General features: G+C 38.6%; 24 protein-coding genes. 19 read left to right on the plus strand and 5 right to left on the minus strand.

The window, feature by feature from the left end:
- The first annotated feature begins 11 nt into the window (after nucleotides 1–11).
- The 8 genes from CR194_RS01130 (at nucleotide 12) to CR194_RS01165 (ending at nucleotide 7,441) form a co-directional block, all read left to right on the plus strand.
- Nucleotides 12–323 carry a DUF1292 domain-containing protein gene (locus CR194_RS01130; protein WP_110607806.1) on the plus strand — a complete coding sequence of 104 codons (312 nt, stop codon included), beginning with the start codon at nucleotides 12–14 and terminating at the stop codon, nucleotides 321–323.
- Between the two features lie 224 nt (nucleotides 324–547).
- The gene (gene mltG / locus CR194_RS01135) at nucleotides 548–1,678 is read left to right on the plus strand and encodes an endolytic transglycosylase MltG (RefSeq protein WP_110607807.1); all 1,131 of its coding nucleotides are present in this window, start codon (nucleotides 548–550) and stop codon (nucleotides 1,676–1,678) included.
- 126 nt (nucleotides 1,679–1,804) lie between these two features.
- Nucleotides 1,805–2,452 (plus strand): O-methyltransferase, encoded by a 648-nt coding sequence (locus CR194_RS01140; protein ID WP_110607808.1) that lies wholly within the window; start codon nucleotides 1,805–1,807, stop codon nucleotides 2,450–2,452.
- Between the two features lie 29 nt (nucleotides 2,453–2,481).
- Nucleotides 2,482–3,411, plus strand: a complete 930-nt coding sequence (locus CR194_RS01145; RefSeq protein ID WP_110608934.1) for a peptidase U32 family protein — start codon at nucleotides 2,482–2,484, stop codon at nucleotides 3,409–3,411.
- Between the two features lie 52 nt (nucleotides 3,412–3,463).
- Nucleotides 3,464–4,744, plus strand: coding sequence for a peptidase U32 family protein (locus CR194_RS01150; RefSeq protein WP_110607809.1), 1,281 nt, complete (start codon nucleotides 3,464–3,466; stop codon nucleotides 4,742–4,744).
- Complete coding sequence (gene udk, locus CR194_RS01155) at nucleotides 4,744–5,379, plus strand: uridine kinase (protein ID WP_110607810.1); 636 nt, start codon at nucleotides 4,744–4,746, stop codon at nucleotides 5,377–5,379. Before CR194_RS01150 ends, udk begins: the two co-directional genes overlap by 1 nt.
- Nucleotides 5,380–5,815: 436 nt before the next feature.
- A complete protein-coding gene (gene greA / locus CR194_RS01160; protein ID WP_146035920.1) occupies nucleotides 5,816–6,289 on the plus strand; it encodes a transcription elongation factor GreA in 474 nt (157 codons plus the stop codon).
- Nucleotides 6,290–6,571: 282 nt separating this feature from the next.
- On the plus strand, nucleotides 6,572–7,441 hold the full coding sequence (locus tag CR194_RS01165) for a DUF1510 family protein (RefSeq protein WP_158282134.1): 870 nt from the start codon (nucleotides 6,572–6,574) through the stop codon (nucleotides 7,439–7,441).
- 268 nt (nucleotides 7,442–7,709) lie between these two features.
- Here the strand turns inward: CR194_RS01165 and CR194_RS01170 are convergent, their stop codons facing one another.
- Nucleotides 7,710–7,928 carry a DUF2536 family protein gene (locus tag CR194_RS01170; RefSeq protein WP_408640714.1) on the minus strand — a complete coding sequence of 73 codons (219 nt, stop codon included), beginning with the start codon at nucleotides 7,926–7,928 and terminating at the stop codon, nucleotides 7,710–7,712.
- Between the two features lie 129 nt (nucleotides 7,929–8,057).
- Between CR194_RS01170 and mtnN the strand changes: the two genes are divergently transcribed.
- Together mtnN and CR194_RS01180 are read left to right on the plus strand one after the other, a co-directional pair.
- A complete protein-coding gene (gene mtnN / locus CR194_RS01175) occupies nucleotides 8,058–8,759 on the plus strand; it encodes a 5'-methylthioadenosine/S-adenosylhomocysteine nucleosidase (RefSeq protein WP_110607814.1) in 702 nt (233 codons plus the stop codon).
- Nucleotides 8,760–9,104 (plus strand): YrhC family protein, encoded by a 345-nt coding sequence (locus tag CR194_RS01180; RefSeq protein ID WP_110607815.1) that lies wholly within the window; start codon nucleotides 8,760–8,762, stop codon nucleotides 9,102–9,104. It abuts the gene before it with no gap.
- 46 nt (nucleotides 9,105–9,150) lie between these two features.
- Here the strand turns inward: CR194_RS01180 and CR194_RS01185 are convergent, their stop codons facing one another.
- The gene (locus CR194_RS01185) at nucleotides 9,151–9,804 is read right to left on the minus strand and encodes an NUDIX hydrolase (RefSeq protein ID WP_233254185.1); all 654 of its coding nucleotides are present in this window, start codon (nucleotides 9,802–9,804) and stop codon (nucleotides 9,151–9,153) included.
- Between the two features lie 258 nt (nucleotides 9,805–10,062).
- On the opposite strand from CR194_RS01185, the gene CR194_RS01190 reads away from it, so the two are divergent.
- A complete protein-coding gene (locus CR194_RS01190; RefSeq protein WP_110607816.1) occupies nucleotides 10,063–10,308 on the plus strand; it encodes an HPr family phosphocarrier protein in 246 nt (81 codons plus the stop codon).
- A gap of 130 nt (nucleotides 10,309–10,438) precedes the next feature.
- Here the strand turns inward: CR194_RS01190 and CR194_RS01195 are convergent, their stop codons facing one another.
- The gene (locus CR194_RS01195) at nucleotides 10,439–12,430 is read right to left on the minus strand and encodes a S9 family peptidase (RefSeq protein ID WP_110607817.1); all 1,992 of its coding nucleotides are present in this window, start codon (nucleotides 12,428–12,430) and stop codon (nucleotides 10,439–10,441) included.
- A 137-nt stretch (nucleotides 12,431–12,567) separates the two neighbouring features.
- Here CR194_RS01195 and CR194_RS01200 point away from each other — a divergent pair, with 137 nt between their 5' ends.
- From CR194_RS01200 to dapF, 7 genes are all read left to right on the plus strand, one after another.
- A complete protein-coding gene (locus CR194_RS01200) occupies nucleotides 12,568–13,596 on the plus strand; it encodes a substrate-binding domain-containing protein (protein WP_110607818.1) in 1,029 nt (342 codons plus the stop codon).
- 16 nt (nucleotides 13,597–13,612) lie between these two features.
- Complete coding sequence (locus tag CR194_RS01205) at nucleotides 13,613–15,301, plus strand: glycoside hydrolase family 13 protein (RefSeq protein WP_110607819.1); 1,689 nt, start codon at nucleotides 13,613–13,615, stop codon at nucleotides 15,299–15,301.
- A 145-nt stretch (nucleotides 15,302–15,446) separates the two neighbouring features.
- Entirely contained in the window at nucleotides 15,447–16,259 is an 813-nt protein-coding gene (locus tag CR194_RS01210) for a flagellin N-terminal helical domain-containing protein (protein ID WP_110607820.1), read from the plus strand.
- 77 nt (nucleotides 16,260–16,336) lie between these two features.
- Nucleotides 16,337–17,065, plus strand: a complete 729-nt coding sequence (locus tag CR194_RS01215; protein WP_110607821.1) for a PRC-barrel domain-containing protein — start codon at nucleotides 16,337–16,339, stop codon at nucleotides 17,063–17,065.
- Nucleotides 17,066–17,389: 324 nt separating this feature from the next.
- Nucleotides 17,390–18,310 carry a metal ABC transporter substrate-binding protein gene (locus tag CR194_RS01220; protein WP_110607822.1) on the plus strand — a complete coding sequence of 307 codons (921 nt, stop codon included), beginning with the start codon at nucleotides 17,390–17,392 and terminating at the stop codon, nucleotides 18,308–18,310.
- A gap of 179 nt (nucleotides 18,311–18,489) precedes the next feature.
- Complete coding sequence (locus CR194_RS20140; protein WP_158282135.1) at nucleotides 18,490–18,666, plus strand: hypothetical protein; 177 nt, start codon at nucleotides 18,490–18,492, stop codon at nucleotides 18,664–18,666.
- A 170-nt stretch (nucleotides 18,667–18,836) separates the two neighbouring features.
- Nucleotides 18,837–19,805 (plus strand): diaminopimelate epimerase, encoded by a 969-nt coding sequence (dapF, locus tag CR194_RS01225; protein ID WP_110607823.1) that lies wholly within the window; start codon nucleotides 18,837–18,839, stop codon nucleotides 19,803–19,805.
- A gap of 46 nt (nucleotides 19,806–19,851) precedes the next feature.
- Here the strand turns inward: dapF and CR194_RS01230 are convergent, their stop codons facing one another.
- A complete protein-coding gene (locus tag CR194_RS01230) occupies nucleotides 19,852–20,232 on the minus strand; it encodes a winged helix-turn-helix transcriptional regulator (RefSeq protein WP_110607824.1) in 381 nt (126 codons plus the stop codon).
- Nucleotides 20,233–20,348: 116 nt separating this feature from the next.
- Here CR194_RS01230 and CR194_RS01235 point away from each other — a divergent pair, with 116 nt between their 5' ends.
- Entirely contained in the window at nucleotides 20,349–21,188 is an 840-nt protein-coding gene (locus CR194_RS01235; protein ID WP_110607825.1) for an STAS domain-containing protein, read from the plus strand.
- A 59-nt stretch (nucleotides 21,189–21,247) separates the two neighbouring features.
- On the opposite strand, the gene CR194_RS01240 is transcribed toward CR194_RS01235, so the two are convergent.
- Complete coding sequence (locus CR194_RS01240; protein ID WP_110607826.1) at nucleotides 21,248–22,072, minus strand: aldo/keto reductase; 825 nt, start codon at nucleotides 22,070–22,072, stop codon at nucleotides 21,248–21,250.
- Nucleotides 22,073–22,141: the final 69 nt, after the last annotated feature.

Here is a 22,141-nt window from a genome sequence, read left to right on the forward strand (position 1 = left end):
GAGGAAGCAGAATGTCAGACTTAAAAATTAATCATTCAAGTGAAGATGATCGCATCGTCATTCCAGATGAAAATGGAGATGAACATTTGTTCCAAGTGTTATTTACATTTGATGTAGATTCAACCGGCAATTCCTACATGGTGTTAGCGCCAGAAGGATCAAGTGAAACGGATGACGATGAAATTGAAGTTCACGCTTTTCGCTTTGAAGAGCCTGAAGGAGAAGAGTTATCTCTTTTCGCTATTGAAACGGAAGAAGAGTGGGCGATGGTTGAAGAATTATTAAATACCTTTTCAGATGAAGAGATGGAAGAAGAAAATTAATCAAAATGACATGATACCCTGTCAGCGCGGAATGTGCTGACGGGGTATTTTAGGTTATATCAACGTATTTATACAAAGGTACCTAAGCGGCTCATTTAACTTATCAAGTATGGAGATGAGGAGCGATGTATACGCCGTACAATGATTGACTAAGTTTTTATTAACTAACCATCGAATTTTCGAAAAGGTGTAGTATAATAGGGAAGGTGAAAGGAGTGGCGGTTGTGTCAGACGAGGTAAACAAAGATTCAAAACGTGAATTAAAAGAAAAGCATCATCAGAAAATAGAAGAAAAGAAAAAGGAAGCTAGTATTGTACGAAAAATTGTCTTCTTTTTCTTAATAGCGATTATCGTGATTGTCTTAGCGGTAGGTTTTGGGACATTTCGATATGTTACCGGTGCATTAGGACCAGTTGATGAGGAAAACAATGAAGATGTAGAAGTAACGATTCCTATAGGTTCAACGCCAACTTCTATTGGAGAGATTCTTGAAGAAGAAGGTGTTATAAATAGCTCTACGATGTTCCGATATTACATACGCTTTCAAAATGAAGCAGGATTTCAAGCGGGAGATTATCGTCTATCACCTGCAATGAGTATGGACGAAATTATTGAAGAGCTTAAAGAAGGACGTGTGTATGAGGATTACGCAAATTCTTTTACCGTTCCAGAAGGTTTATGGCTCGAAGATATCTTTGAAAGAATTGCAGAAGGGACCAATTTAGAGGCGGAAGAGTTACAAGAGCTCGCTCGAGATGAAGAATACTTAGAAGAATTAATTGGTGAATATGACATGCTTGAAGATGAGATCATGGATGAAGAAATCCGTGAGCCACTTGAGGGATATATGTTCCCAGCAAGATATGACTTCGTTGATGAAGAATTGACAGCTGAACAAGTGATCGAATCTATGTTGGATCGTACAGCAGAAGTTATGGAAAGAATTGGTGCAGAAAGCGCTGATGATACATTCCATGAATTACTGACAAAAGCTTCTATAATAGAAGGCGAATCAAGAACAGATGAAGAACGTCCAACGATTTCAGGGGTTATTGATAATCGGTTGAATATCTCCATGCCTTTGCAAATGGATCCGACCATTGCTTATGCTCACGGGGAACATTTATCTAGAACTTTGAACGAACATTTGGAAATTGAGTCGCCATATAATACGTATAATCGTAATGGTCTTCCTATAGGCCCTATAAATAATCCAGGGGAAGCATCGATTGTTGCGGCGATGGAACCAGAATCACATAATTACCTGTATTTTTTCCATTCTCCAGACGGGGAAGTTTTCTTTAACGAAAATCTTTCTGGTCATAATGAAGTTGTTCAACAATATCGTGAATAGAATGATTGAAATAGAAAGAGGATGTTCTTGTCGCATTCTCTTTCTATTTATGTTAAAATATATCGGTCAAAGATAGTGTCAAAAATAATAAGTAAGTAAAAAGCACCTAAAGGAGGCGCTTTTTTTATGGAAACAGTTGGGAAAACAGATGAATATATACGATCGCTCATTCAAGAAAGGTCTCCGTTAATTAAAGAGATGGAAGCTTATGCGGAAGAACACCAGGTTCCAATCATGGAGCTAGATGGTATGGAAACCTTATTGCAGTTCTTGCGCATTCAACAACCTGACCACATATTGGAAATTGGGACGGCTATCGGTTATTCTGCCATTAGAATGTTACTAACCTTGCCACAAGCTCAAGTCACATCTATTGAAAGAGATATACAGCGAGCTGCGTTGGCAAAAGAAAATGGGTTGAAGGCTAAAGTAAACAACAGGTTTCAAATCATTGAAGGGGATGCTTTGGAAGTTTCAGAAATAGTTCAAACGAATGGACCTTTTGATGCCTTATTTATCGATGCAGCAAAAGGACAGTATGAACGTTTCTTTGCTTTGTACGAGCCTATGGTAAAAGAAAATGGGTTGATCTTTTCCGATAATGTCCTTTTCAAAGGGATGGTGGCCTCTGAGAGAAAACCAGAAAGCCGTGGGGTCAAAGCAATGGTAAATAAATTAACGAAGTACAATGAAAAACTCATGTCCGATCAACGATTCCATTCAATACTGCTCCCAATCGGTGATGGGATTTTGGTAAGCAGAAAAATAAAGTGAAGATTGTTAATTAGGAAGGTGAATCAATGATGAATAAACCTGAATTATTAGTCACTCCGACTAGCGTTTCAGATGTTTCACCTCTTCTGGATGCTGGTGCTACAGCGATTATGATTGGGGAAGAAACGTATGGATTGAGGCTTGCTGGTGAATTTAACCGTGAAGACGTAGAGAAAGCAACAGCTCTAGCCCATGAGAGAGGGGCAAAGGTTTATGTAGCTATGAATGCATTGTTTCATAACGACACGCTTCCTTTGTTGCCTGATTACATTAAATTTTTAAAACAAATTAGTGTGGACGCCATTGTCTTTGGTGATCCGGCAGTGTTACTGAATGTAAAAGAACACGCTCCGAACATGTCCTTACACTGGAATACAGAAACGACTGCAACAAATTGGTATACAGCTAATTATTGGGGAAGAAAAGGTGCTACAAGGGCGGTATTAGCTCGTGAGTTGAATATGGATGCCATCGTTGAGATTAAAGAAGCAGCAGAAGTTGAAATCGAAGTCCAGGTTCACGGAATGACGTGCATGTTTCAATCTAAACGGATGCTGATCGGAAACTACATGGCTTTTCAAGGAAAAGACTTGAAGGTTCAGGGGAAAAGAAAAGACCGGACGTTGATCCTTCATGATCCTGAGAGGAATGCTAAGTATCCTATTTGGGAGGATAAAAATGGTACTCATATCATGAGTCCTAAAGATATGTGCATTATTGATGAGTTAGAAGAAATGATCGATACAGGCGTCGATTCGTTTAAAATCGAAGGAATCCAAAAAGATATTCAGTATTTAACTGAAATTACAGGACTCTACCGAGAAGCCATTGATTTATATGTTGAAAATCCAGAGTTATATCAGGAGAAGAAAGATCAATTTTTTGAAAAAGTAAAATCAATTCAGCCGTCAAACCGAGAACTAGATACTGGATTCTTTTTCAAAGAGACAGTTTATTAATTGAGAGCGTTCTTTGGCTAGAAGCCAATGATGATTGAAGGAGTGATCGCAAATGGTAGAACAAACAATACAATCTCGCTCTGATGGTAAACGCGTCATCACCAAAAAGCCTGAACTGTTAGCACCTGCAGGGAATTTAGAAAAACTAAAGATAGCTGTACGGTACGGTGCAGATGCTGTATTTATTGGTGGACGGGATTTTGGATTACGGTCTAATGCCGATAATTTCTCAACTGAAGAAATGGCTGAGGGCGTACAATTTGCTAACAATTACGGAGCACATATTTATGTAACAACGAATATCTTTGCTCATAATGAAAACATGGACGGTTTAGAAGAATATCTTGCTGATTTAGAACGTGTTGGTGTAAAAGGAATCATTGTGGCTGATCCAATGATTATTGAAACATGTAAACAAGCAGCCCCTAAGCTCGAAGTTCACTTGTCAACTCAGCAATCTCTTTCTAACTGGCAGGCGGTGAAGTTTTGGAAAGAAGAAGGGTTGGATCGGGTCGTATTGGCTCGAGAAGTCGGTCTTCAAGAAATGTTAGAAATGAAGAGAAATGTAGACATAGAAATCGAAACGTTTATTCACGGTGCTATGTGTATCTCCTATTCAGGTAGGTGCGTGTTAAGTAATCACATGACTGCTCGAGACTCTAATCGAGGTGGGTGCTGCCAATCATGCCGTTGGGATTATTTCTTATATGAAGAAAAGTCTAATGATGGGAAAAACGTTGAAGAAAATGCCTTGTTCGATGAAGAAGATGCGCCATTTGCCATGTCACCGAAGGATCTAAATTTAATTGAAGCGATCCCTAAACTGGTAGAAGCGGGCATTGACAGCTTGAAGGTTGAAGGGCGAATGAAATCCATACATTATGTCGCAACTGTTGTGAGTGTTTATCGCAAAGTGATTGATGCGTACTGTGCAGACCCAGACAACTTCAAGATTAATCCTGAATGGGTGAACGAGTTAGCTAAATGTGCGAACAGACCTACAGCCCCGGCATTTTTTGAAAATACGCCAGGGCATGAAGAACAATTGTTTCGTAATCATAGTCAGAAAACGACTTTTGATTTTGCTGGAGTTGTGTTAGATTATGATGAAGGCTCAGGAATAGTCACTCTTCAACAAAGAAATTACTTTAAACCTGGAGATCAGATTGAGTTTTTTGGTCCTGAAATAATGAATTTCAATCAAAGAGTAGGTAAAATATGGGATGAAGATGGCAAAGAGCTTGATGCAGCTCGCCACCCCCTGCAAATTGTAAGGTTTAAGGTTGAAAAACCGGTAAACCCTCATAATATGATGAGAAAGGAATTAACATAATGAATAGAAAACCTGTCATCATTGGTGTAGCCGGAGGGTCTGGGTCTGGTAAAACAACCGTAGCAAATGAAGTGTACAGCCAATTTCCAGCACACTCTATATTGATGTTAGAACAAGATGCATACTACAAAAATCAATCCCATTTACCAATGGAAGAGAGATTAAAAACAAATTACGATCATCCTCTAGCCTTTGATAATGATTTAATTATCGATCATTTAACGAAGTTACTTGAAAGAAAAGCGATTGAAAAGCCGGTTTATGATTATGCAAATCACACGAGATCTGAAGACGTTATTCATGTAGAGCCAAGAGATGTCATTATTTTAGAGGGGATTCTTATACTTGAAGACGAGCGACTTCGTGATTTAATGGATATTAAATTATTTGTCGATACTGATTCAGACTTACGTATTATTCGTCGGCTTATGAGGGATATTCAAGAGAGAGGTCGTACGATTGACTCTGTTATCGATCAATATACGTCAGTTGTGAGACCGATGCATCTCCAGTTTATTGAACCTACTAAACGATACGCAGACATTATTGTACCTGAAGGTGGTCACAATCATGTAGCTATAGATTTAATGGTGACTAAAATAAAAACCATTCTTGAAGAAAAAGCGATGATTTAAGAGAAATATTGTCATAAAAAAGAATTATTGTTAACTTTTATGGATAAACCCTTGGCTAAAAGCTAACTTTTGTTTATAATAACACACAGGAACGCAGGAAAAGATTTCTAGAAACGGATAAAACATATAATAGAGCCTCCCCAGCGCCCTGACTTGTTCGAAGAAGTGTTTGTATTGAACGGGTTGGGCGCTGACGGTTTATTTATAACACACATGATCACTATAACCGGGACATTAGAGTCAAAGGAAGTTTCGATATAGATGAGACTGTAATTATTTTTGTGATCTTGCCACCATGAATAGTCAAATCTTGTTCATTTTTTTTTATGAACTTCATATGGTAAATCAAACCGTTTTAGAAAATAGATGAAAATTTGATCATTAATGAATGATGTAAGCGTTCACTAACTACTGATTTATATTTTAAGGAGTGGAAATAATGACAGAAGAAAAACACTATATGACATTAGAAGGTAAAGAAAAATTAACGAAAGAACTTGAATATTTAAAAACGGAAAAACGTAAAGAAGTTGTTGAGCGAATTAAAGTAGCACGAAGCTTTGGGGATCTTTCTGAGAACTCCGAATATGATTCAGCTAAAGAAGAACAAGCTTTCGTTGAGGGACGAATCCAACAAATCGAAGGCATGATCAGAAATTCTGAAATTATTGAAGAGGATTCTGATAGCTCTGTTGTTTCATTAGGAAAAACGGTTACTTTCAAAGAATTGCCCGATGGAGATGAAGAAGTGTACACAATAGTTGGACGTGCAGAAGCGGATCCAATTGAAGGGAAAATTTCTAACGACTCGCCAATGGCACAAAGCCTTTTTGGTAAAGGGATTGGTGAACAAGTCGTGGTCTCTACGCCAGGTGGAGATATGAAAGTAGAAATTACTCAAGTTCAATAGCTAGTCTTCACCCTGGTCTTGCTTGAATGAACCAGGGTGTTTTTTATTTATTTTGAAGATAAGTATTTAAATGTGGGACAAGGTCATGGTGTAAGTTTACTCACCGATTTTTTGAAGATATTCTTGGTTTATGAGGATCTTCATGCATTAAGTCATTGGCATACCTGAAAAATGGTTGAATTCTCAAATACGGTCAAAGATGGTCCACTTATATCGAAAATCTATCTTAAATGGATTATAATATTAGTAATGATCAGCAGGAAAAAGGAGGAAGTACAATTCATGAGTAATTATGGGAATTACCCCCCTCAACGCACAGATATGAGAAAGAAGAAAAAGTTAAACACCATATTAAATCTATCCATAGGTGTTGTAGCACTACTTATTGTCTTTATTGGTGGTACGCTTATTTTCGGAGGAAGTTCAGATGATACCGCTACGACGAATGAGGCTGAGATAAATGAGACATCTGGGAATAATGGAACTGGTAACGACTCGAATAATAATACCAACGGGGAAGCTGGAGATATCTCTATTGACAGTTCTCAATCCGAAAATGAGAATGAATCCAATACGAATTCTTTGGAATCTGAGGAAGACCTTAATGAAGTGAATAATAACAATAACGAGAATAATGAAGAGCAAGAAAATAACAATGAGACCAATGAAGAAAACGAAAACAACGAAAACAACGAAAACAACGAAAACAACGAAAACAACGAAAACAACGAAAACAACGAAAACAACGAAAACAACGAGAACAACGAGAACAACGACAACAACGAATCAAATGAAGGAAACGAAGCAAACGAGGAAAATGAAGGAAACGAAGAGTTTCCGGAATCAGAAGATGGCGAGTGGGGACCAATTGGAACAGAACAAGGGGAGCGTTTCTCACCTGATTACGGCGATGGTACCGTTAATCGTGAAGAAATGGACCGAGCTCTGCAATATGCAACTGGATTGAGTGCAGATGAAATGGTCGTATGGCAAATCAGAAATGGTGGAGATCAAGAGTCGGCGGTCGGGACCGTCAGTACGCACGAGGACCGCTTTGAACCGTACAAAGTAAGGATTGAATGGGTAGAGAATGAAGGGTGGATGCCAGTAAGCGTAGAAAGGTTATCTTCTAACCCGTACGTGAGTCATTAATTAATAAAGTAGCTAGGAGACTAACTGAGCCATCGTGAACTCCAGCTCCCTTTGTGATGAAGGTCAGGACGTTCAATCGTTCCTGACCTTTTCTATACTCTGTAAACACACATGATAAATTTGAAGGTGAAAAATTCGTTAGCCTATTTCTTATCAAGTGATTAGCAAGGTCGTGTCAATAATGTCTGTCACTAGACGAAGAAATCGTCGCACTTCCCTTACCCAAAGACCATGTCATATAATTATCGTGCACATTCACTTCAACTGTTTACATTTTTTTAAAATGTACGACCGCTGTGTAATATTTCCTACCGGTGTTTTGGTCAATCGTTAGCTGGTGAGACACATGATAAACTTCAAGCAAAATCGCTTGGTTATCCTCAATCTTTCTGCTTATTCTTTCTTCAAGTTCCGCTAAACTAGAAGCTTCGAACATCTCAACTTTGTCTTTAAGTTTGTCTGGCTGGATAATCATTTTTAAAATCACTCCATTTCGATTCTATTTTACCGGAAAAGAATATTTGTCACAATCTCTTTGGAAGAAAATCGTTGTTGTTCCACCAACTGAGATTCGCTATGATAGAGAGAGTGAAAATGCGATAGAAAGGATGTTATTATGCGGATTGGTGTTATTGGAGCTATGGAAGAAGAAGTAGAATTATTAAAGTCTGAAATGGAGGTTTCTGAGGAAGCGATTATTGCGGGTTGTGAGTTTTTTCTCGGTCGATTAAACGGAGTGGACGTGATATTGTCCAAATCAGGTATAGGCAAAGTAAATGCTGCAATAAGTACAACACTGATGAATCAGTTATATTTTCCTGATTTTATTATTAATACAGGGTCTGCCGGAGGGTTTCATCACGATCTCGCAGTAGGAGACATCGTTATCTCTACCGAAGTTCGTTATAATGATGTTGACGCAACAGTTTTCGGCTACGAATTTGGACAGGTACCTAGAATGCCAGCTTTCTATAGTCCTAACAGCATGTTGATAAGTCTAGCTGAGGAATGTGCGACTGAGGTAGGTGTGCGAGCTGTAAAAGGATTGGTCATATCAGGTGACTCCTTTATGAGTGATCATGACAGAGTTTCTGATATACGTAGAAGATTTAACGATCCTTCTTGTTCCGAAATGGAAGCGGGAGCCATTGCACAAGTTTGTCATCAATTTCAGACACCTTTTGTAATTATTCGTTCGCTATCAGACATTGCAGGGACAGATGCCAAAATTTCATACGATCAATTTTTGGAAACAGCCTCTGTCCATTCTGCCAAAATGGTGATGCTAATGTTAGAGGAAATTCGTAAACAAAAGTAAATGGATCGATGGATAAATGGGAAGAAATTGCTAGCTCAACGACCGGGAACCTCATGTTATACTGTTCATAGTTTCATTGATCAGTACTTCTGCGAGGTGATTCTTATGACGGAACAAAAAGAAACGAAATTAAAACATAAAATAGAAGACTATCGTCGTTTTGCTTTTATCTTGTTAGCCCTGTCTGGTTTCTTACTATTAGGTATGGTATTACCAAATGAAACGGTGCAGGCAAGTGACTATACGTTATTAATCGTAATGACAGGGGTCCTTGTAGTGGCGGCCGTTTCATTACATGCAAGTTCTATTAAAACAGAAAAAGTACTATATCAAGACGACGAATAGGAACGTATATAACGATACCGCATCCCCTAGAGGACGCGGTATTTTTTTAGTTTGAATCTTTGGTAGATGAAAGAGGAGACACAGATTGGATTTCATCTAGTACGTGAGTCAATATTCTTGCAGTTAGTCCCCAAATCACATAGCCATTGTATTCGTAAAACTGTTCGTTGACTAAGCCAGTTCGCCAATGGTAATCTTCACCATTTGGAATAAGGTGGTAAGGGAAGTTTTTCTCAGGTTCCATTTCTAGATAAACTTGATGCTCTTTTGGTGTCATTTTCACCAATTTAGAAAGAGGTGCAAAGAATATGTCTTCCACTTCACCATGGTTTAATTGAAAGTTTGTGTTCTTTGGAAGAGTTCCTATAAATGGGAACAACATAAATCGAAAAGGGGTCACCATATAATCAAGTTCCCCTAAGAGTTCCACTTCTTCTGAAGACACGCCTAATTCCTCACTTAATTCACGAATGGCAGCAAATTCAAAAGAAGGGTCAGACTTCTCTACTTTACCTCCAGGAAAGCAAATTTCTCCTGGCTGACGAACGTGTCGAGATCGGATTTGAAAAATAATATGAAGCTCGCCGTCTTTTTCAATAAGCGGCACAAAAATAGCAAAACGTGTGTACTTGTCGTAATCAAGCACCTTCGCTTTTTTGTGTTTAAAATACTGTATCATTTCGTCAGTCATTTTATCCATTTGCAGTCATCCTCCATTATCTATCTTTTTATTATAATATCAAATGTAAAGACTAAATACGGTTTTTTTGCTTTAAACGATTCCAAAAATCTAGACATAAAAGCAGGTTTAAAGGTGGAATATGAATAGTCTCGACAAGCCTTGTTTTTAAATAGTTAATATCATTAAAAGCTTCTTAAACTATAAATCATAAACATCGCTTGGCGGATAAGGAATAATTAGTTATAATGATGGAATAACTTAGTCGGAGGTGTAGGGATGAAACTCACTGTAAAGAAACCTATATTCGCGGAATCAGCGAGTATGTTTGTAAACCGTGCAAGTGAATATCCAGGAAAGATTTTAATTAAGAAAGACCATTGGGTAATCGACGCTAAGAGCTTATTAGGACTACTTGCATTATCTTTACAGCCAGGCCAGGACGTTGAACTGGACTTTGAAGGTGAGCCAGACAAAGAATTTATTAATGCCATCGTAGAAGCAGGATTATTCGAAATCAAATAACTCAAAAGAGTCTGGACCTCCTTTAGGGAAAGGTAGCAGACTCTTTTTAAAGCTCTTTATGTTCACGATTCAAATATTTGGTTGCGACAGAAAAACAGCCGAAAGTAAAAAATTCGGCTGTTGACAAAGGTTAATTTTGAAGATGTTTTTCAAACCAGTCTGTTAGTTCTTTTAACCTAGCTTGGCGTAAATGTGGGGCTCCGCTTCTCGAAAGCTCGTGGTTGGAGTCGGGAAACCTGACGAATCTAGGTTCTTGGCCACGTTGGTGTAAAGCTACATATAATTGTTCAGCTTGCTCAACTGGGCAACGGTAATCTTTTTCTCCGTGCATGATAAGCAAAGGAGTTTCCATTTTATTTACATATTTTAATGGGGAGTGATTCCAAAGTTTGTCTGGATCTTTTAACAAATCCGTTCCAACTTCCCATTCTGTAAAGAAGTATCCGATGTCACTGACACCGTAAAAACTTATCCAATTGGATATACAACGTAACGTTGCTGCGGCCTTGAACCGGTTTGTATGACCAATAATCCAATTTGTCATGAATCCTCCATAACTGCCTCCTGTCACACCTAAGCGCTTTTCATCAATCCAAGGACAATGGTCAAGGACAGCATCTGTAAATGAAAGAATATCCTCATAATCCATGCCTCCGTAATCACCGCGACAAGCATCTACAAAGGATTGTCCGTATCCATGGCTTCCCCTAGGATTTGAATAGAAAACAGCATAACCGTTTGCGGCAAATAACTGAAGCTCGTGGAAAAATGTATTTCCATACATGGCATGAGGACCACCGTGTATTTCAAGTATACCAGGATAAGATTCTCCTTCTTTAAATCCAACGGGCTTTAGAATCCAGCCTTGGATCTCTAGACCATCTTTTCCCTTAAAGAGAATTTCTTCTGGTTCTTGTAATTGAACGTCCTTTAGTAGCTGTTCATTCATGAATGTAAGTTGTTTAGACTTCTTCGTTTCTAAAGAGAGAGCGTAAAGTTCACCAGGATTAGTAGGTGAACTAACACCTATGATCGCAGTCTTCGTCTCTTCATGAATGCTAAATCCAAAAACATGATGTTGTCCGTTAGTCATCGGCTGGACTTCTCCATTTAAATGAACTTGATAGAGCTCTGTATTCCCCCAGGCACTTGCTAACGCAAAGATTGAAGTACTATCTTCAGTCCATACTGGGCCAGGGTTTGCTTGACCTGAGCGAATATCACCAATACATGAATCGCTAACATTCATATCCCAACCCTCTGTAATACAAGAGGTCTCGTTAGTGGATAAATCAATCGTCCAAATTTTACTATGGGTGGCGCCGGCAAACTCTTTCATGTGTCCTAAGCAAGCAACCGTTTTCCCGTCAGGAGAGAAAGTTCCATGTGAAAACATTCCTTTCCCATTTGTTAACTGTTTGTCCTTTTTCGAATGCACATCCAGAAGGTAGATGTCAGAAACGAGTTTGTCGTCACCTTGTTTGTTAGAAAAATAACAAACCTTTTCACCATCCGGAGACCAAGAAGAAGGTTCATGATCAAACTCCTCGTCAGTGATAAACTCGGTCGTTTCATTGTCTACATGGTAAATAGCTAACTGCTTATTTTTTTGATCTAAGAATCCTGCCGCATCAGACTTATACTTTAATCTTTCCACAATCAATGGTTGAGATTTCTCCGTTTGTTTTTCCTTTTTATCATCAATTGATGTGGAAGGCAGATCCCCTTTCTCAAACGATGTAGTAAATAATATTCTAGACGAATCAGGAGACCAAATTGGCTGTCCAGCTCCGTTTTCTAAATGTGTAACGGACTTAGCTTCTCCCCCATTTAAAGAAAGTAAATAGAGTTGTGGTGTCTTTTGAGTCCCTCTTTTAGAAACGAAGGTGAGCCATTGCCCATCAGGTGAAAATCGGGGAGACGAGACGGTTCCTTCTCCAAAAGTCCATTGTTCTGGCGTGTCGTCTTGAATTTTTTGTAGAAAAAGGTGGGAAGTGTATTCATCTTCGTCTGTTATATATTGACGAACAAATGCACATGTACCTCCATCCGGAGATAGTTGCGGATCATTTAATACATTCAACTTCCGTAAATCTTGCGACGTGATAGGTTGCTTAGACATAGTAAATCCCCTTTCATCTGAATCTTCTTTCAATTTTAACAAAAAAATTCGGATTCCGAAATAACTTTCTATTTGAAAACGCTTCCGTCCTATGGTAAATTTAGTGAGTAAACGTTTACGTAAATGGGGTTAGCATAGTGAGTATTACAATTAAAGATGTAGCTAAGCATGCAGGCGTGTCTATTGCTACGGTTTCGAGAATTGTGAACAACCAACCAGGCTTTGGAAAGAAAACGAAAGAAAAGGTTCTAAAAAGTATTGAAGAACTAGGCTACACACCCAATGCGATTGCTCGGGGACTTGTAGGAAGGGAAACAAGAACGATCGGTGTATTACTTCCGAAAGTGTCAGGTTTATTTGCGTCAAAATTATTAGAAGGTATTGAAACGACGGCGCGAAAAGAAGGGTATAGTGTTTTCGTATGTCACACAGACTCGAAAGAAGATCGATCTATTCAGGACCTTCAAGTGCTTAAAGAAAAACAAGTGGATGGCATGATCTACGCTAGTGATCAATTATCATTGGCTCAAGGCCAATTATTAGAAGCCATGACTTGTCCAATTGTGTTTGTATCAACTCAATCTTTAACTCATCCGTTTCCTTATGTGAAAGTTGATGACTATCAGGCAGCCTATGATGGAACAAGTTATTTATTAACTAAAGGTCACGAACAAATTGCCTTCATAGGAGGAGAACAGGATGATTTGATCGCAGGTAAACCAAGAGATAAAGGATTCCGACAGGCTATGAAAGATCACGGGATGCCCATTAATGAGGCTCTAATGGTTTATGGAGATTTCCGATTCCAATCTGGAAAAAAAGGGTTGCGTCAGTTATTAGCAGCCAAAACTCCATTTAGTGCCGTCTTTGCAAGCAGTGATGAAATGGCTGTCGGGGTGCTATCAGAAGCTTACGATAAAGGGATTTCTGTTCCTAAGGATTTAGCAGTCCTAGGCTACGATAATACGATGGCAGCGGAAATGGCGATCCCACCTTTGACGACTATAGCTCAACCGCTAGATGATATGGGAAAACAAGCTGTAACATTATTATTAACGATACGTGAAAACAGAGGAAAAGCAATTTCAAATATTGAAGCGGAACATGAAATTGTAGAAAGAAAAACGGTGCTACTTCGGAAAAATACAAAAGGGTTATTTTATTAAAGGGAGGAAAAATCTTATGCAACAAACAAAAAAATGGTGGAAAGAAAGCGTTGTATACCAAATTTACCCTCGTAGTTTCAACGACAGTAATGGAGATGGAATAGGAGATATTAAAGGAATTATTGAAAAACTTGATTATTTAAAGAAACTTGGAGTAGACGTGATATGGTTATCGCCAGTTTATAAATCTCCTAACGACGATAATGGGTATGATATCAGTGACTATCAAGAGATTATGGATGAGTTTGGGACGATGGATGATTGGGATGAGTTATTAAAGGAAGCGCATAGTAGAGGCTTAAGATTAATCATGGACCTAGTTGTGAATCATTCTTCTGATGAACACGCCTGGTTTGCCGAATCACGAAAGTCAAAAGATCATCCTTATCGTGATTATTACATATGGCGTCCTGGTAAAGAAGATGGATCTGAGCCTAACAATTGGGAATCGGCATTTAGTGGTTCAGCTTGGGAATATGATGAGGCGACTGAAGAGTATTTTTTACACTTGTTCTCTAAAAAACAACCTGATCTAAATTGGGAAAACCCTTCGGTGCGTCGCGAGGTTTACGATATGATGCGTTGGTGGTTGGATAAAGGCATTGATGGTTTTCGCATGGATGTGATTAATTTCATTTCTAAGGTTCCAGGGTTACCTGATGCACCAAATCCTCAAGGGAAAAAATACGTTCCCGGCGGAGATTACTTTATGAACGGTCCTCGTATTCATGAATTTTTACATGAAATGCATAATGAAGTAATGAAAGATTACGATATGATGACAGTTGGGGAAATGCCTGGCGTAGGTCCTCAAGAAGCTGTTCGCTACACACAAGAAGACCGAGAAGAAGTAAACATGGTCTTTCAATTCGAGCACGTTGATCTTGACTCTGGTCCAGAAGGAAAGTGGGATCTTCGACCGTTAAAGTTAAGTGCCCTTCGGGATAATTTAGTGAAATGGCAAAAAGCTTTAGAGAAAGACGGCTGGAATAGTTTGTATATGAATAATCACGACCAACCTCGGATGGTTTCACGGTTTGCTAATGACGGTAAGTACCGGGAAGAGTCGGCAAAAATGTTGGCTACGCTTCTTCATATGATGAGGGGGACTCCTTACATTTATCAAGGTGAAGAATTAGGGATGACAAACGTGAAATTTGAGAATATCGATGATTATAAAGATATTGAGACATTAAATATGTACAACGAGAAACGTGCAGAAGGCATTGCTCACGATGAGTTAATGAAACGAATTTATGTTAAAGGACGAGATAATGCGAGAACACCTGTACAATGGGACGACTCAGACCATGCAGGGTTCACTTCAGGTACTCCATGGATCCGCTTGAATCCGAATTATATGCAGATTAATGCGAAACAAGCTTTAGAAGACGGAAAATCCATTTTCTATTACTATCAGCAACTGATTCAATTAAGACACCAGTACGATATAGTAGTGTATGGCAGCTTTGATGTGATATTGAATGATCACGAAGAAGTGTTTGCTTATAAACGTGAATTAGGAGATGAGACGCTGGTTGTCTATTGTAATTTTTATGATAGAACCCCTACCGTGGAAATCCTCAGGGATTATCGAGATCGGGACCGCCACCTGTTCATTTCTAATTACGAGGTTGAAGACTTGAAAAGTAATGAAATCACGTTAAAGCCCTATGAAACGAGAGTATATCATTTTAAAAATTAGTTTTTAGGAGCTCAGGAAGCGAATCCTGAGCTCTTTCTTTATACTCTGAAAAAAATGGGGAATTTAAATATTTTTAAAGAAACAGTCCGATTTCTCTCACAACTTACCGATATAAAGAGTAGATAAATGGAAAGGGCGAGAGCTTATGCTACGTAACATCGGAATGGTACAGCAATTTGCATTAAGGCATGCTGGACTTCACCAAAAACAAATGATGAAGCATATGGAACGATTATCTTCAGGCCAACGAATCAATCGGGCAGCGGATGATCCTGCAGGCTTAGCTATTTCTGAACGAATGAGAGCGCAAATCCGTGGAATTGAACAAGCGAAACGAAATGTGCTAGATGGAGTTTCTTTAATTAGGACAGCAGAAGGTGGATTGAGCGAACAACACTCCATGCTGCAACGTGTACGTGAATTGAGTGTTCAATCGGCAAATGATATTTATTCTTCAGAAGATAGAGCGTTCCTTCAACAAGAAGTTGATCAAATATTACAAGAAATGATTCAAGTTAGAAACAATACGATGTTCAACAACAATCCCCTTTATCAAGGTGGGGAACTTCGTCTTCAAACAGGAGCCAATGCAGGTCAATTCATGACGATTAATCTTCCAGATACGGAATTGTCCAAGCTAGCGATCGACGGTCTCGACATCTCAACAAGGGAGGGGGCGAGTGGTGCCCTTGAGCTAGTGGATGGAGCAATCCAATCAATTTCTTCACACCGTTCTAGACTTGGTGCTTACGAGAATCGGTTAGAACATACGTATAATCATTTGACGAACTATCGAGTTCAACTGACATCTTCAGAATCGAGAATTCGAGATGTAGACATGGCTAGGGAGATGATGGGACTTGTGAAACATCAGTTGTTGCAACAAGTGTCCGTGTCCATGATGATGCAGGCAAACCAACAGCAATCGATGATTCTGACATTATTAAATGGGAAATGATCAATCAAATGTTTTTACTGTTAAAAAGATGGGAAATGAAATCAATAAAGCCATTCTAAAAGGAAAGGTGAATTCAAATGTTATTGCATTATAACTGGTTACAATCTTATACCGTTTTTGGGAATGATGGAGAAATTGGGAAAGTAGATGATGTTTACTTTGATGAAAATATGTGGACGATCCGTTATATCGTTGCGAAAACGGGGAAGACATTTCTTTCAGAAAAGGTATTTATCTCTCCAGTATCGATTGAGAAAATGGATATTAATGAAGAAGTCATTCGAGTAGGAATCACACAAGATGAAGCTCAAAAAGCTCCCGACCCTGGAGAGGAAGCGGTAACGAGAAAGTATGAAAAGGATTTTAGTCACTATTACAGAATGAGCCCTTACTGGTTAGGAACTGGTGTGTGGGGTAATGCAGCTTCTGCTAGAGAGATGGTTTATGAAGAAGTTCCTGTCCGAGCAGAAGAATTGGAAGATAACCAGTCACATGTTCACCAAGCCAAGCTTGTGACTGGTTATGAACTTTCCGTCAAAGATGATACGTTCGGAAAAATCGAAGACATGCTTCTGGATGAGTCTTCATTTAGAATTAAATATTTTGTGGCTGATACAAAGAAATGGCTCCCAGGGGGTAAGAAAGTATTGATTTCGCCAGAATGGGTGGAGGCCATTGATTGGGGCAAAGCTCAAATCAATATTGATGTTACTCGAGAACAAATCGAAAGTGCTCCTGAATACCTTTCTAAGATTGATTTAACAGACGAGAGGGAACGTGAGCTTTGGTTTCATTACAACAAATAAACAATAACGAGATTAAACCTTCCTTGGATGCAGTCCCTCCAAGGAAGGTTTTTTGATGTGTAATGTCTCCCTTAAACGGTCCTTTATTCAACAACATTCTTACAATCTAATTTCTCAGAACACTTTATACATTTTTCTTTACAGATGAAAAAAGAAAATGTATAATTCAGCTTATAATGAAAAAGTTTCCTTAGTGCAACTTTTATAGCTATAACTAAAATATTAAAACTTTGTAAACTTAATTTGTTTAGTGCACAACTTAAGTTTTGGATCATATGTTATGGTCAATGAAATAATTATTAATTTATAGGGAGTTGTTAAAAGATGAAAACATTTAAAAGAAATTTTATTACACTAGCGGGAATATGTGTTGCTCTTCTAATAAGCGGATGTGGAGAAGGTAATGAACAGGGTAATGAAGAGGAAAGTGAAGGAGTACATGTTACCACTAGCTTCTCTATTTTAGGTGATATGATTGAGCAAGTTGTAGGTGACCGAGGACAGGTTGACTATATCGTTCCAATCGGTGAAGAACCACATGAATATGAACCAGTACCTAGCGACTTTAGAAATGTGAGCGATTCAGACGTATTTTATGTAAATGGGATGGGACTGGAAGAGTGGCTTGAAAAAGTGGTCGATAACGCTTCAGACACACCAGTCGTTACTGTATCTGAAGGAATTACAGAAATTCCACTTGAGGGAGAAGAGGCACCGGATCCTCATGCATGGCTTAGCCCGAAAAATGCATCTTATTATATTGAGAATATTGTCACTGACCTATCCGAACGTGATCCTGATGGTGAAGATGAATATCGAGCAAATGCAGAAGCATACCTTGAGGAAATTAAAGAATTAGACCAGTGGATTGAGGAAAAAGTTCAGGATGTACCGGAAGATAAAAGAACAATCGTCATAAGTGAGAATGCCTTCAAATACTTTGGGGAAGACTACGGTTTTGAAACAGAAGGGATATGGGAAATTAATTCTCATGAAGAAGGGACATCAGGGCAAATCAATCGTTTGATTGATATTATTCAAGAGAAAGACCTTCCTGCACTTTTCGTTGAATCGACAGTAGATCAAAGGTACATGGAAACAGTTTCTGACAATTCAGGGGTTGATATTGCTGGAGAAGTCTTTACAGATGCAGTAGGTGAAGAAGGATCTGGTGCAGAAACTTATATAGATATGATTAAGCACAATGCTGAGACATTTGTAAACGGACTAAGCGGTACAAATTGAGCAAGCTCATTGAAATTCACCTCTGGTCTTGTTAAAATACGATTGATCGTAAAATTAATTGAGGTGAAATAATGAATATTACAGACAAAGCTAAAGGTTATATTCAAGAAGTGATGAACGAACATGGTGTGAAGAACATCAAAATCTTTATCGCAGGCATGGGTTGAGGCGGACCCCAATTGGGATTGGCTCTGGATGAGCCAACAGATAATGATGTTGTAGAAGAAGTAAACGGCATTCAAGTCGCCTTTGATAAAGCGATTCACGGTCAGACAAACGACATGGCCTTGGATTATCAGGAAACGCAAGATGGCGGCGGTTTAGTCATGACGGGTAACGAAAGTGATTGCTGTTAATATAAGTTAGCTAAAAAACAACTTTTCTAGTGAAAAGTTGTTTTTTAGCATTTGATTTGAAATGGAGTTTTCAATTCATTGTTATTTAAATTAGTTAAATCATTTGTCATCTAGAGAAGAACCTCTTAAGATAAAGGGATATAATAAAAATAGTTATAGGAGAGTATAAAATGAAAATTGATATATTAAAATGTCATGGTTCTGGAAATGATTTTATTATTATTGATGAAATGAATGGTAGATACTCATTCACAGAAGAAGAGCGTGTAATTCTGTCTAAACAGCTTGCAGGTCGAGATAAAACAATCGGATCAGACGGCATTCTATTTATTCAAGATAGTCATCAGGCCCATGCAAAGATGCGTATGTTCAACACAGATGGAACTGAAGCAGAAATGTGCGGAAATGGGTTAAGGTGTGTAGCGCGATATGTAATAGAACGGCTTGGTGAAGAACAAGTGATCATCGAAACGATGAAAGCCAATCTGAAAGTAGCTCAAGTTCAAGAGATTTACGAAGAGATTCCAACGTTTGAAGTAGCTATTAAACCTGTCTCACTACGTACTGAGTCTCTTCCGCTCATTTCTGAGCAACCTGAGCATATTGATCAAGTGATAAAGGCACTTCACCCTACAATGAAATTTACCGCATTAAGTGTACCTAACCCTCACATTGTGACAGTTGTAGATAACGTAGATGAAGACGAAATGAGACAGATAGGAGAAAAAGCGAATCAGTTAAAGATGACTTTTCCAAATGGAGTAAATGTAAGTTTTTTAAGACAAGTGGACGACGGTCGGATTTTTGTTCAAACGTTTGAACGTGGAGTGGGGTTAACTAATGCATGTGGAACGGCGATGTCTGCCTCTAGTCTCGTCTCTTGTTTGTTAGGAATGAATACATTTCATGAAAAGATCCTCGTTCTGAACCCAGGTGGTATGGTTCAATGCTTGGTTGAAAAAGATGACCATGATCGATACAGTATAGCCCTGCGAGGTAATGCAACGTATGAGTTTGAGGCGACGATAACGTTAGATTTCTCTAACCCAGACCAAGCAGAGATGGTTGATCAGACGGTATTTGAAGAAGAAATAGCGTTATATGATAAATTAGCTCAAGCTGCTAAAGAAATGGCTTAATATTAACAAAAGAAGCGGTTAGGAAACCGCTTCTTTTTCATGGTCTTTATTGAGAGGTTACTCTTTCTTCCTCAAAATTATCTATAATAACTTCATCTTCCTCCAGAGGTTGTTTTTTTAACTCGAGGTGTTTTTCCCCCCAGCTCATCATATGGGTAAGTAGTTCTTCTAGATCTTCTCCGTATTCGGTTAAAGTATACTCTACTCTTGGCGGGGCTTCATCATAGGATGTACGCTCAAGTAACCCATCCCTCTCAAGCTCTTTTAATTGTTTAATTAAAGTCTGATGATTAATCTTAGGGAGACTTGCTTTGATTTCACTAAACCTCAGTGTTTTCCCTACTAAAACCAACAAAATTGCCGCTTTCCACTTCCCGCAAACAATATCAAGAGTTGCTTTGATCGCTCTGATTTGCTTGACTTTCATCTTCTCTCCTCCTAGGTACATTAAAATATACTTCTTACATATTCTCCAATACTGTGACACAATAATATTAAGAAAAATGAGTTCATGACCCAACTTTAAAGGAGACCAATCAGTTCATGACACGAAGTATGAAAGAAATTTCCAAAACCATTGTAAATTACGTCGTAGATAACGAAGAAGAACTTGTTAATAAAGTAATGAGGCACGATGAAATGTCTCATCATCATGACACTCATGATCTTCGAGAGATATTCTTTCGGTTTATTCAACGATTTCAAGCCCACTTAGTATCGGACTCCATGATAGAACATAAAAATATGCCACTGATTGATTCTGACACCGACCGAGCAGAATTAGCTCAAAGTGTCTCAGTCACGGCCATCATAGACGGCCTCTATGAAATGTCAAAGACGATCTGGACAATGTTTCAACAAGAAGTTCAAGACCGTTTCAACCTGACTTCAGATGAATTATTGCACGTTCATGATTTATTGAATAAAGAAATTAAACAAGGAATTAAAGAAGTCTTATCTGCACATGTTGAGGCGACAAATCGGCGTGAGGATCAGTTTCATGAGAAGTTAGATGAAATATCAGTCCCAATTATAAATATTACAGAAAAAACGGCTATTTGTCCGATTATTGGAAAAATTGATGAGCGCAGAGGTCAGCATTTAATGAATCACACCCTTCATCAATGTAGAGACCGCAAAATTACTCAGCTAATTTTCGATATGTCAGGTGTTCCTACGATCGACAATATCGTTGCCTCTTATTTGAATTCTGTGATCCAGTCATTAGCTCTTATTGGTGTTAATATTACCCTCACTGGGGTACGATCAAACATTGCATTAACAGTCATTCAACAGGAAATACACTTCGACAAAGTGAACATCACCTCAAACGTGCAACAAGCTCTTCAAAAAGCCGGGATTATAAGTAGTCAACAAATTTAGAACGTTCATTAGTGATTATAGAGAAAGAGCCAAGCACAGCGCTTGGCTCTTTTTATACGTTATCTTACGTTCATTTCGCTCGGTTTCGGTCCTTTACGTTCGCCACGGTCTAAATTGTTAATCAGTTCCATTTCATCGTCTGATAATTCAAAGGTAAATACATCAAAGTTTTCTTCGATTCTTGAAGGTGTTACGGACTTTGGAATGACAATGGAGTCATTTTGCAAGTGCCAACGGATAATGACTTGAGCACCTGTTTTATTATGGTCGCGGGCAATTCCTTGAACTAAAGGATGGTTCAGTACTTCTCCACCTTGCATTAGAGGGCTCCAAGCTTCTACAAAAATATCATGCTTTTTGCAAAACGTTTTTAATTCATTTTGAGCTAAGAACGGATGACATTCTACTTGATTTAATACAGGTTTCACCTCGCACTCATCTAATAAACGCTGCAAATGATCCATATCGAAGTTACAGACACCAATCGCTTTCACACGACCGTCTTTGTATAACTTCTCCATCGCTTTGTATGTATCTACATAGTCATCAAATTCAGGCGTTGGCCAGTGAATCAAGTATAAATCTACGTAATCCAGTCCTAATCTTTCTAAACTGTCTTCAAATGCTTTGATTGTATTTTCATATCCTTGATCCGTGTTCCAAACTTTCGTCGTGATGAACATTTCTTCGCGAGAAACATCACTTTGACGAATAGCTTCTCCTACACCTCGCTCGTTTTTATAAATCATCGCCGTATCAATCGAACGATAGCCGGTTTCAAGTGCTTTAATCACTGCAGGTGTTGCTTTCTCGTCTTCAACTTGCCAAACTCCAAAGCCAAGCTGAGGCATTTTCAGACCGTTATTGAGTGTAACAAAATTCATCGAATCACTCCTGTTTAATATGATTGTGTACAAGAAAAGTATAGCACACGGCATGAGAAAATGAAGTGA

The organism is Salipaludibacillus keqinensis, from assembly GCF_003226325.1.
Classification (GTDB): domain Bacteria; phylum Bacillota; class Bacilli; order Bacillales; family Salisediminibacteriaceae; genus Salipaludibacillus; species Salipaludibacillus keqinensis.